The 10,376-nt window shown below is 50.6% G+C and carries 9 protein-coding genes; 2 read left to right on the top strand and 7 right to left on the bottom strand.

From position 1 onward, the window contains the following. On the bottom strand, window positions 1–572 hold a 572-nt coding region (locus HOK28_24225), incomplete at its 3' end, for a hypothetical protein (protein MBT6436218.1). 224 nt (window positions 573–796) lie between these two features. Between HOK28_24225 and HOK28_24220 the strand changes: the two genes are divergently transcribed. Next, complete coding sequence (locus HOK28_24220) at window positions 797–2,035, top strand: adenylate/guanylate cyclase domain-containing protein (protein MBT6436217.1); 1,239 nt, start codon at window positions 797–799, stop codon at window positions 2,033–2,035. A gap of 42 nt (window positions 2,036–2,077) precedes the next feature. Here the strand turns inward: HOK28_24220 and HOK28_24215 are convergent, their stop codons facing one another. The 6 genes from HOK28_24215 to HOK28_24190 form a co-directional block, all read right to left on the bottom strand. Beyond that, a complete protein-coding gene (locus HOK28_24215) occupies window positions 2,078–2,707 on the bottom strand; it encodes a bifunctional 4-hydroxy-2-oxoglutarate aldolase/2-dehydro-3-deoxy-phosphogluconate aldolase (protein MBT6436216.1) in 630 nt (209 codons plus the stop codon). After that, entirely contained in the window at window positions 2,700–4,535 is a 1,836-nt protein-coding gene (locus HOK28_24210; protein ID MBT6436215.1) for a phosphogluconate dehydratase, read from the bottom strand. Before HOK28_24210 ends, HOK28_24215 begins: the two co-directional genes overlap by 8 nt. 17 nt (window positions 4,536–4,552) lie before the next feature. After that, a complete protein-coding gene (pgl, locus tag HOK28_24205) occupies window positions 4,553–5,269 on the bottom strand; it encodes a 6-phosphogluconolactonase (GenBank protein MBT6436214.1) in 717 nt (238 codons plus the stop codon). 2 nt (window positions 5,270–5,271) lie between these two features. Further along, the gene (gene zwf, locus HOK28_24200; protein MBT6436213.1) at window positions 5,272–6,756 is read right to left on the bottom strand and encodes a glucose-6-phosphate dehydrogenase; all 1,485 of its coding nucleotides are present in this window, start codon (window positions 6,754–6,756) and stop codon (window positions 5,272–5,274) included. Beyond that, the gene (locus HOK28_24195) at window positions 6,746–7,627 is read right to left on the bottom strand and encodes an SIS domain-containing protein (GenBank protein ID MBT6436212.1); all 882 of its coding nucleotides are present in this window, start codon (window positions 7,625–7,627) and stop codon (window positions 6,746–6,748) included. The genes zwf and HOK28_24195 overlap by 11 nt, the downstream gene beginning before the upstream one ends. 279 nt (window positions 7,628–7,906) lie before the next feature. After that, complete coding sequence (locus tag HOK28_24190) at window positions 7,907–8,173, bottom strand: DUF2164 domain-containing protein (GenBank protein MBT6436211.1); 267 nt, start codon at window positions 8,171–8,173, stop codon at window positions 7,907–7,909. Window positions 8,174–8,470: 297 nt separating this feature from the next. Between HOK28_24190 and HOK28_24185 the strand changes: the two genes are divergently transcribed. Then, on the top strand, window positions 8,471–10,288 hold the full coding sequence (locus HOK28_24185) for a phosphatidylserine/phosphatidylglycerophosphate/cardiolipin synthase family protein (GenBank protein ID MBT6436210.1): 1,818 nt from the start codon (window positions 8,471–8,473) through the stop codon (window positions 10,286–10,288). Window positions 10,289–10,376 lie beyond the last annotated feature (88 nt).

Below are 10,376 nucleotides of genomic sequence, written 5' to 3'. Positions count from 1 at the left end.
TTCTTGCAGACCAAAAATGTTTTATGAAATGTCTCGTGGAAATGTCTGAGACTAAACTGCACACTTGTTTGGTCTCCGCTGCCAAAGTGCTCTATGAAAATCTCCCGAGCCGGATAAAGGTTCAGCCGTCGCAAACCATCCTCAAAGGCGATGGGGTCGTCGCGATAAAAACCGCAATACAGGTCACGTAGTGCATTGAGAAATTCAGGATCCCACTGCACCCGCAGACCGACTGGGTCCCAAACCAGTTCCTCTTGGGGAGATGAAAATCGATTGGTGCGAAGGTCCAGCCATGCCTCGGGGAGCTTGAGGATTTGATAAAAATAGAGTTCTAAGAGAAGAGTCCCGCGTTCCAAACGCTTATCCTCATCGGCGAGGCCTTGAACATGCTGCGGTTCCACTTGCGTTATCTTCAATTTCGGGAAGGCTCGCTGGAGTGTCTCCGCGTTAGGGCGCCGATCTTTCCTCCATTGGCCGGGCCGCAGGAGTCCTCGTGCGAGTTCTACACCCTGCTTACGTAGCTGGTTAGCGGGTATAATATCGAACAAGGCCGGACTGATGTAGTCGGCCAAGTCTCCCCACTGTGCTCCTCGCACTAGATTTAAAAGTAGCCCCCGGTTACCAAACATATGGTAAAAGGTGTATCGATGAAGGTGCTTTCAACCAGCAACTCGTTGAATATAAAATTTAAACAATTCCTTTGCGGGTTTGCCTAAATTCATAAAATTTACAGGGACCTGGACACTTGATAGCCTGAAGAGGAAGATAATTCTTCCACCGTAGGTTGCTTCTATTAATGAACAGACATCGAGCATTCCAGCTTCTCGGAGAGGCAATTGCAACCGACCAGGACGATTCCTCCACTATCCTTCAGAAGTCGACACTCCTCTTAATATCGATACTCACCACAATAGCTGGTCTAATCTGGTCCGCCATGTATTACCTGCTCGGGTTTGAGCAATCCGCGCTTATTCCACTCCTCTACAGCGCGATCATCGGCGTCGCCATCGTTGTCTGCTGCGCAACCAAACATTACCGACTCTTTCTTAATATTCAGCTTGTTCTAATTTTCGCTCTACCGTTTGGCCTCCACTGGCAGCTCGGTGGGATACTCGCCTCAGGCGTTGTGATGATCTGGGGCTTTCTGGCACCACTTGGTGCAGCTTTGTTTCAATCGGCTCGGCAGACGGGTCGCTGGATGGTTCTCTATATCGCCACGTTTATTCTGCTGGTCACGCTGGACGACACCATACGAGGTCATGCGGTTCAAATCACCAGCGATACAATGCTTGGTTTTTTCACCATGAATATCCTCGGCACGTTCGCCATCGTTTTTGTGGCCTGCCGATTTTTCATTTCGCAATATGAAATGGAATATGAACGATCTGAAAATCTACTGACCAATATTCTCCCGCTCAGCATCGCAAAGAGACTCAAGCGAGGTGAATCCAATATTGTTGATGGGTTTCAATCCGTAACGATTCTCTTTGCCGACCTCGTTGGCTTTACCAGGGCCTGCGCAGAAGCCGAGCCAGAGAGTGTCTTAACTATATTGAATGAAATATTTTCCGCATTCGATGAATTGGTTGAGAAATACGATTTGGAAAAGATTAAGACGATTGGCGATGCCTACATGGTTGTAGGTGGACTGCCCGTGAAGCGTGACTTTCATGCACAGGACATGGCTCGGATGGCGCTGGAAATGCAGGAAGTCATGAACGAGTTTAATAGGTTGTCATCCTTTCCTCTCAAAATTCGAATTGGTATCCACACAGGCTCTGCCATCGCAGGAGTCATTGGGGTTAAGAAGTTTGCCTACGATGTATGGGGCGATGCGGTGAATACTGCAAGCCGCATGGAATCCCATGGCCTGCCTGAACACATTCAAGTGTCCGAGGCGACGTACATGCAACTTCGCGATAAATTCTATTTCGAAGACCGAGGTCTTATCGAAGTTAAAGGTAAAGATAAAATGAACTTGTACCTACTCATGCGTGAAAAAAATAGGCAAGAGATGAGTAGAATTGCCGGCTAAGAGGTAACCAGGCGTGCTCTCACCTTGACTCTAAAATCTAATTCAATCGTTCACCAATGCGACCACACGCTCAGCTTCAGCGGTTATAAAATCCCAATCCTTACGTTCAATTGCATCCTTCGGTGCAATCCAGCTACCACCTGCGGTCACCACGGAAGGTATATCCAGGTAACTCTTTAAGTTAGAAGGCGTGATCCCTCCCGTCGGACAAAACTTCGCATCAGGGAAAGGCCCACCGAATGCTTTTAACATTTTCGTGCCGCCATTGGCTTCCGCAGGGAAAAACTTAAAGCAGGAATAGCCACGGTCTAAGCAGACCATAAGCTCAGAGGCCGTCGCCACACCGGGCAACAAGGGTATCCGCGATAAACGTAAGGCATCGCCCAGGCTCATCGTGTACCCTGGAGACACAGCAAAGTCGGCACTTACCTCTTCCAATGCCTCAACCATGCGCCCATGGGTCACCGTACCGGCACCGCAATAAACTCCCTCAACTTCGTCCTTGATTCTTTTGATCGCTTCAAGAGCCACGCCTGTGCGCAACGTAACCTCTAAAACGGGAAGCCCGCCAGCTGCCAATGCCCGTGCCAAAGGGACCGCATCCTCGATTCGCTCAATCACTAAGACGGGAAGTATGGGGGCCTTTTGTAAAATTTCTAACGTTCTAGACATGACTGAGTTCCTCTTGTGTAACGGACAACACCATGGCGCCCTGCTCGGCCCCCGTAGCGACTCTGCGAAAACCTTCAAAAAGCTCTCGACCCATGCCCGTTTGATTGCCGCTTAAGTCTGGTGTCTCTTCTATACGCGAGATTAAATCCAGCCCATCACCAGAAACTTCTAAAACACCTTTTTCCGCATCAATGGATATGATGTCGCCATCTCTGACCTTGGACAAAGGTCCTCCGTCGAGACATTCCGGCGTAACATGGATCGCGGCGGGAACAGCCCCGGAAGCACCCGATAGGCGACCGTCTGTAACAAGGGCGACGTTGTAACCTCGGGCCTGCAGGACCCTCAATGACGGCATCAACTTATGCAGCTCTGGCATCCCATTCGCCCTCGGGCCCTGGTACCGAACCACGCAAACGACATCCTTATTAAGCTCTCCTTTTTCAAATGCCTCGAGCATGCTGCGCTGACAATCAAAGACCCGTGCGGGCGCCTCGATGGTGCGATGCTCTGGTAAAACCGCGGAGGTCTTCATGACGGCTCGTCCGAGGTTCCCGTCCAATACACTCATTCCACCATTGGCCTGAAAGGGTTCCGTGTACTCACGAACAATGTCTCTATCACCACTGAGCTTGGGCAGAGGCTCCCATACCAAGTCGCCATCTTTAAGTGCTGGCTGAGTGGTGTATGCTCTAAATCCATCGGCTGAAACTGTTAAAATGTCCTCATGTAAGAGCCCGGCATCAAGTAACTCGCGAATCACAAAACCAAGACCACCGGCATCGTGAAAATGGTTCACGTCTGCTGGGCCGTTAGGGTAAATGCGGGCCAATAAGGGAACCACTTTAGAAAGCTCAGAAAAGTCATCCCAGTTAATGATCACTCCAGCCGCCCTGCCTATCGCTACCAGATGAAGGGTGTGATTCGTTGAACCGCCCGTAGCCAACAATCCAACGATGGCATTCACAATTGCCCGTTCATCGACCACATGGCCAAGAGGCTTATAATCATCCCCGCCACGGGTCATGTTCAGTGCCCGCTCAGTTGCGGCACGGGTGAGCTGGTCTCGTAAGGGGTCGGTCGGCTTGATAAAAGCTGAGCCCGGTACATGGAGCCCCATCAGCTCCATCATCATCTGATTCGAGTTAGCGGTGCCATAAAAAGTGCAAGTCCCGGCAGAGTGATATGACTTCGACTCAGCGTCCAAAAGCTGCTCTCGTGTTATCTTACCTTCGGCAAAGAGCTGGCGAATGCGGGCCTTTTCTTTGTTAGGAAGACCGGAATCCATCGGACCGGCCGGCACGAAAACGGTTGGCAAATGCCCAAAAGAAAGCGCACCAATCAACAAGCCCGGTACAATTTTATCACACACACCGAGGCATAAAACCGCGTCGAACATATTGTGTGAAAGAGCTACTGCCGTCGCCATGGCCACCAAGTCACGAGAAAATAAGGAAAGCTCCATCCCCGGCTGACCCTGAGTCACCCCATCACACATTGCAGGTACACCGCCTGCAAACTGCGCAACGCCGCCCGCGTCTTTCGCAGCTTGCCGGATAATATCGGGAAATCGCTCAAAAGGCTTATGCGCTGAGAGCATGTCATTATAGGAAGAAACAATTGCGACATTGGCAGCTGTTTGCGACCGCAACCCCTTTTTTGCATCGCTCGAACAGGCTGCAAATCCATGAGCAAGATTGCCGCATGACAAGCCCGAACGGTAGCGTCCCTGCTCCATCGCGCGGTCAATTCTAGCAAGGTATTGAGACCTCGCGTTCTTCGAGCGCTCTATAATACGGTCAGTCACGTCTTTTAACGTCGTATGCATTTTACTTCCACTCACTTCTAAGGAGCCCACCAAAACTCGACGGGTACATTCTCATCTTTTAATATCGCTCGAACTGGCATTGCCTGAATATCATTACCCCGCATCGCCTGCTCAAAGGTGTGAAGCTTGGCCTCACCCGGAGCTGCGACGACAATCCAACGGCTTGCCTTTATACGTGGCAGCGTGAGGCTTATCCGAGGCACATCCGAAACACTCGGATTCATGAGCGCTGCCTGCTCGCCTCCTACCGGGCTCAGAGCCTGGCTTAACTCGTGAGGAAAAGCCGACGGAAACAAAGATGCAGTGTGCCCGTCTTCACCCATTCCTAAAATCGTAACATCTAGAAGATCAGGCAAAACGGCGAGCCGCTTCTCTATTTCAGGCAAGCCTTTCTCCGGGTCGTCGTGACTCGTTTTGAGACCAATAAATCCCGCAACAGACGCTCCTGCACAAAGCAGGTTATCTCTGACCAATTTTTCGTTACTCGCGGCATCATCAGGGGTCACCCACCGCTCATCACCAAGAACCACGACAACCTTCGACCACTCGATAGCCCGAAGGGATAAACGCTGAAAAAAGGGCTTAGGAAAGCGGCCACCACCAACGCTAAGGTATACTTGGCCTCTCGCTTTAATGCCTTCCCTTAAACGAGTGGCCACAGCATCAGCCAAATTTTCAGCCATAATCTCTCGAGACTCAAAGTCTCTTCGGATATCTTCTATTTCCCGGCTCATCATCAATCTCCACTTTCCTCGTTCCAAGTTCGTCCGTCGCGCTCGATAAGCGCCACAGCGGCCGACGGCCCCCAAGAACCTGAAGTGTATGCCTTGGGTTTACTGGGGTCATCCGCCCATGCATTGAGCAATCCATCAATCCATGTCCAAGCCATGTCTACTTCGTCGCGTCTCATAAAGAGTGTGGACTTTCCTTTAATGACATCCAGAAGTAACCGTTCGTATGCATAGGGTTGGCGGCCTTCAAAAGCATCCGCGAAAGACAAATTCAAAGGCGCTTGCTTTAGCTTGAAGGGTCCCGCGCCGGGAACCTTGTTTTGGATAGACAACTGAACGCCCTCATCGGGCTGTAGGCGTATGATGAGCTGGTTCCCGCGGCGAGTACCGACGTCCGCGCGAAAGAGCCAATGCGGGACCTCCTTAAACTGAATCACTATTTCGGATACGCGCCTTGGAAGACGCTTACCGGTGCGTAAATAGAAAGGCACGCCCGACCAACGCCAATTATTGATCTCTGTGCGAATTGCTACAAACGTTTCTCGGATACTCTCATCGCGGCTATCGTCCTCTTCCAAGTAACCGGGAACTGGCAAACCATCGATAGCACCCGCCCGGTACTGCCCACGGACCGTGAAATTCTTAGAGTTGTCTCCCGTTAATGGTTCGAGTGCCCTCAATACTTTGAGTTTCTCATCTCTCACAGCATCCGGATCAAGAGAAGCAGGCGGCTCCATTGCGACCAAGCAGAGCAGCTGCAACAAATGGTTCTGAACCATATCGCGTAAAGCCCCAGACTCGTCATAATAGGACCAGCGCCCTTCAACACCTATTTTTTCAGCCACGGTGATTTGAACGTGGTCAATGTGTGATGCGCTCCACAGAGGCTCGAAAAGGCTATTTGCAAACCGAAGCGCCAGAAGATTCTGAACGGTTTCCTTGCCCAGATAGTGGTCGATTCGAAAAACCTGTCTTTCCTCAAAAACATCGGCAATTTGGTCATTAATAGCCCTTGATGATGCCAGGTCGTGGCCGAGAGGCTTTTCGAGAACGACCCTACATTGGTCACATACTAATCCGGCTTCAGATAAGTTGTTGGCCAAGACTCCGAATAAGCCTGGCGCCATCGCGAAATAATAAATCCGAGGCCTTTGCGCAGTCCCCGAACCGGCCAAAAGGGCTTTCAGAGAAGCGAACGTTTCCGCAATGGTTACATCCACCAATACATATTCTAAGCGGTCCTCAAACCTCTGCCAGGCAGCAGAGTCATAATGCTCTCCAAGGGACTCCTTTAATGCAGGTTTAATTTGAGCGACATAGTCGTCCCGGGTTAGCTGGGTGCGCGACACACATAAGATGCGTCCGTCTCCTAGCCTCTTATCAAGTTCGCAATAAAATAAGGCTGGCAATAATTTCTTAAGTGCAAGGTCGCCCGTGCCTCCAAAAATGACCATATCGAAATCTTGGGATATTTCTGAATCAACCAACATCGGTCTCTCCGTTCTCTTCCATTGTAACCGCTTCCCCTAAACGCGTAGAACGAACGGCTTGCTTGACGGCCTGTAGACGTCGTCCCTCGCTCTCACCCCGCTTCAGGAATACCGAGGCTGCCAACACGTCGACGATGGCCAGCTGCGCTAACCTAGACGATGTGGGTAAATAAATTTCAGCGTCTTCGGTAATTCTAGCGTCCAAAACGACGTCGCAATACTTCGCCAGCGGGCTTGCCTCGGCAGTAATGCCAATCACGGACCCACCCATTTCACGGCATACTCTGGCGAGTTCTACGGTGCTTCGGGTTCTGCCGGTATACGACACAATCACCGCAACTTCGTCGGCGCCAAGAGTTGATGAAGCCACGCTTTGCATCACCGAGTCCTGGTGAAACCCGCACCGGATATCTAACCGGCAAAACCGGTGGTAAGCGTCCTGCGCTACAACACCTGAAGTGCCACAGCCAAAAAACTCAATGCGAGGTGCAGCAGCCAGCATCTTGCCGGCCCGTTCTACACTCGCAATATCAAGACTGTCGCGAACGCTGAGGAGCGTTGAAGCCGCCATCGTAAAAATCTTATTCGTCAGCTGCTTTGCATCGTCTCGAACATCCACGTGGCTCGGCACAAATGGAGCTCCGGCTGCGACCTCTTGAATCATTCGAAGCTTCATTTCAGTGAAGCCAGAACAGCCAACCTGCTTACAAAGTCTAGCGACCGTAGGCTGGCTCACACCTGCCTGCTCAGCCAGACTGACCATATTGTTCCGGCCCAGGACGCTCGGATCTGCCAAGATGAGATCAGCCACCTTCTGCTCAGATTTACGTAAACCATCGTAGCCGCTGCGTATGGAGTCTAGCACGCTCATCGTGCCCCCTTCTTGTACATTTTCTACATAATGCTCCCTTTTGTCTGGACAATCAAGAGCCACCCAAGCATTCAAATGACATGCTTCGGCCTAACTTTACCGCATAACAGATAGATAGAAGGACTCCTGCCTGTTTTACGCGTTCTGCGAAACATAAAACAATATGTAGTTTTTATCCAAAAAAGCATAATTTGGTCATAAATGAGGGATGAAACCCCTCTTGGAAGTGCCTATTAGATCCAGTGGCCTGTATACGGGCGGGATACTCTAAAAGCTGAATTATCCCATGGTCCTGCGAAAATCAGTTGGCTGCTCTATCGCAAAAACAGCGTCGGAAACGGTGTCGCTGAGCCTGGACTCGATGGCGTCCTTCGCGTCATAAATACCCCGATTATAAAAATATCCACCCATTTGTTCTGAAATGAATTCTAGAAAGGTTTCGGCTCCTAAGCGGCCGAGTGGTTGATCAAGTTCATCCGCGCAGTACGCTTGAATTTTTTCACATAAGATGGACTTTTCTTCCTCATTAAACTGAACCTTCGACATCAAGCACACCCTTCGTTCTCGGTGCATCTGAGAATGCAGCCGCTCTACCGTCACCTAACTTCACCCTGAGAAAGAGCTTCCTAAGAGTGAAGGTCGCTGGCAGCTTAGCCCCATCCCCGACGGCCAGCAAACGCGCAGGACGCAGTGATGAACACTCCGGGCCAGAACCTAAGTTACTGATTTTATTGAAATAAGAAGACAATATGGCACGAAACACAAACAAAAGAGTAAAAAATAGCAACCAACCTACCCGTGAGTCGATAATGTCAACTGAAACCAAAAGAAAGAGTAACCGACATGCCCATCAGTATTACACCCCACGCCATCCCAAGTGCAGCGCTAACACAGACCATTCCGGCTCCTTCACCTCTGGGGCCCAGCAGTACTTCCGCAGCCGTGACAATGCAGGACCACATGGTCAGTGCACAGCCTCGGTCTACCAGAGCAGCCTATGGTTCCCCTTTAAGCGGTGCCTTTGGTGCCCGAACCCACGAGACCACGTCCACAACGGCAGCCAGTAGCAGCTCGGAAGTGAAGACTGTCGATATCACGCCCCTACTCGGTACACGCCCCGTCGACTCAGCCATTGAATCAAAACGAGCACTCAATCACTGGGTCCCTGGCAACGACGTTTCTATCATTTCGCACAATGCCGACCTCCAAAATAACAATGCTGAAATGATTCGCTGGATCAAAGACACCAACTACTTCACTCCAGAAGCCATCGCACAAGTCATCTCAAACCCAGAGGCTTCCCATGCCTGGGAAGTAAACAATCCAATTCTTGAACAGCCGATGGCACAGAGCCTGCGAGAGACCATCCGTAGCGCTGAGGAAACGTTGTACATCGATATCTTTTTGATGGGCGGCACGTGGGGACTAGATATCGCCAAAGAGCTTCTACTGGCATCAGAACGAGGAGTTAAGGTCGTTCTCGTGAGAGATACCGATAACCGATTTTCATCTGGCTTTGAAATGGACCCACTGTGGGAAGCGCTGGAAGCGCACTCGCATCAAAATGAGAATCTTACGGTGATGCGTGCACAAATCAAAAAAAGACCCTCGGGCCTCCCATTTGGCCTCGAACAAATCACGAGAATCTTTGACAACCTCGTAGATGCTCCCCTCTCGTTAGAGGCAAAGTCTGACCACAGTAAAATCGTCATTGCTGACGGCCTAACCACCAAGCCTCAGATGTGGGTGGGTTCAAAAAATACCGTCGACTCTGGCGGCTCATTTTTTTACGATGAAGTCATGCGCGTTAAAGGTCCTGCTGCGGCCGCTTCAATGCTGTCCTACTTACCAGACATGGAACTCGCACATGAGCTCGCTCTCTCGGAGAAGGTCAACAATTCACAGCCCGCAGACGGCTGGTTTTCAGACATGGTCCAGACCATGCGCAATCGCCGCGATGGAACCGAAAGAACAACCTGCGAGGTTGTGGGTAACGCCAGCGTACTCATCGCCGAAAACAATGCAGATGATTCCATTCGTAATATCGAACATACCGTGCTGAGCTTAATAGAGAGCGCAACCGACTCTATCGACATGTACCAATTTCTCGCTTACAGCCCGGAGATAGGCAGAGCACTGGCAGCGGCAGTTAAGCGCGGCGTGAACGTTAGAATTTTAATGGATTCAGTGGGCCAAAAGGTTCCGATGAATGCAACGCTTGGCTATTTCATGGATGATGCCGGTCTTACCCCAGAGCAGGTCGAATCAATGATTCGTTGGCGAGCTCAGCTGCCAGGTGACACACAGAACGATGGTGGTACTGAAAACCCTATTGAGCCTCAGCAGCAACACGTGAAGACCATTATTGTCGATGAAAAAATTGTGTTTGGCGGCAGTACCAACTTCGATATCGCAAGCCTCGCTGGAGCCTTTCGAGAGTTCTCAATTGCAGTTAAGGACAAGCAGGCAGCTACCGAATCTCATGAAAACTTCAATGCTATCTTCTCGTCGGAGACCAACTCAGCCCCTTATGAGACCTTGATTCCCCAAAACCCCAGCTGGTTTGAGCAGCTACGCAATAAGATTATTAAAGATATTCTTCTTGCAGAGTCTTGGCGAATCGGAGCGCTGAGCATCATGAATAAGCTCACGCGTCTTTAACGCCCGGCAAGAACCTGCGAACTTATCTACAATCAGCACTGCACCATATATAAACTCCCATTTGCCCAAAACAGTATTGACGACTGGC

This window comes from Deltaproteobacteria bacterium (assembly GCA_018668695.1).
Classification (GTDB): domain Bacteria; phylum Myxococcota; class XYA12-FULL-58-9; order XYA12-FULL-58-9; family JABJBS01; genus JABJBS01.
The sequence above is the reverse complement of the archived record's forward strand: the minus strand, read 5'-3'. Positions and strand labels throughout refer to the sequence as shown.

Coding starts and splice junctions, on each gene's coding strand:
- HOK28_24215 (MBT6436216.1), bottom strand. CDS start 2,707: ATGTCTAGAACGTTAGAAATTTTACAAAAGGCCCCCATACTTCCCGTC.
- HOK28_24220 (MBT6436217.1), top strand. CDS start 797: ATGAACAGACATCGAGCATTCCAGCTTCTCGGAGAGGCAATTGCAACC.
- pgl (MBT6436214.1), bottom strand. CDS start 5,269: ATGAGCCGGGAAATAGAAGATATCCGAAGAGACTTTGAGTCTCGAGAG.
- zwf (MBT6436213.1), bottom strand. CDS start 6,756: ATGTTGGTTGATTCAGAAATATCCCAAGATTTCGATATGGTCATTTTT.
- HOK28_24190 (MBT6436211.1), bottom strand. CDS start 8,173: ATGTCGAAGGTTCAGTTTAATGAGGAAGAAAAGTCCATCTTATGTGAA.
- HOK28_24210 (MBT6436215.1), bottom strand. CDS start 4,535: ATGCATACGACGTTAAAAGACGTGACTGACCGTATTATAGAGCGCTCG.
- HOK28_24195 (MBT6436212.1), bottom strand. CDS start 7,627: ATGAGCGTGCTAGACTCCATACGCAGCGGCTACGATGGTTTACGTAAA.
- HOK28_24185 (MBT6436210.1), top strand. CDS start 8,471: ATGCCCATCAGTATTACACCCCACGCCATCCCAAGTGCAGCGCTAACA.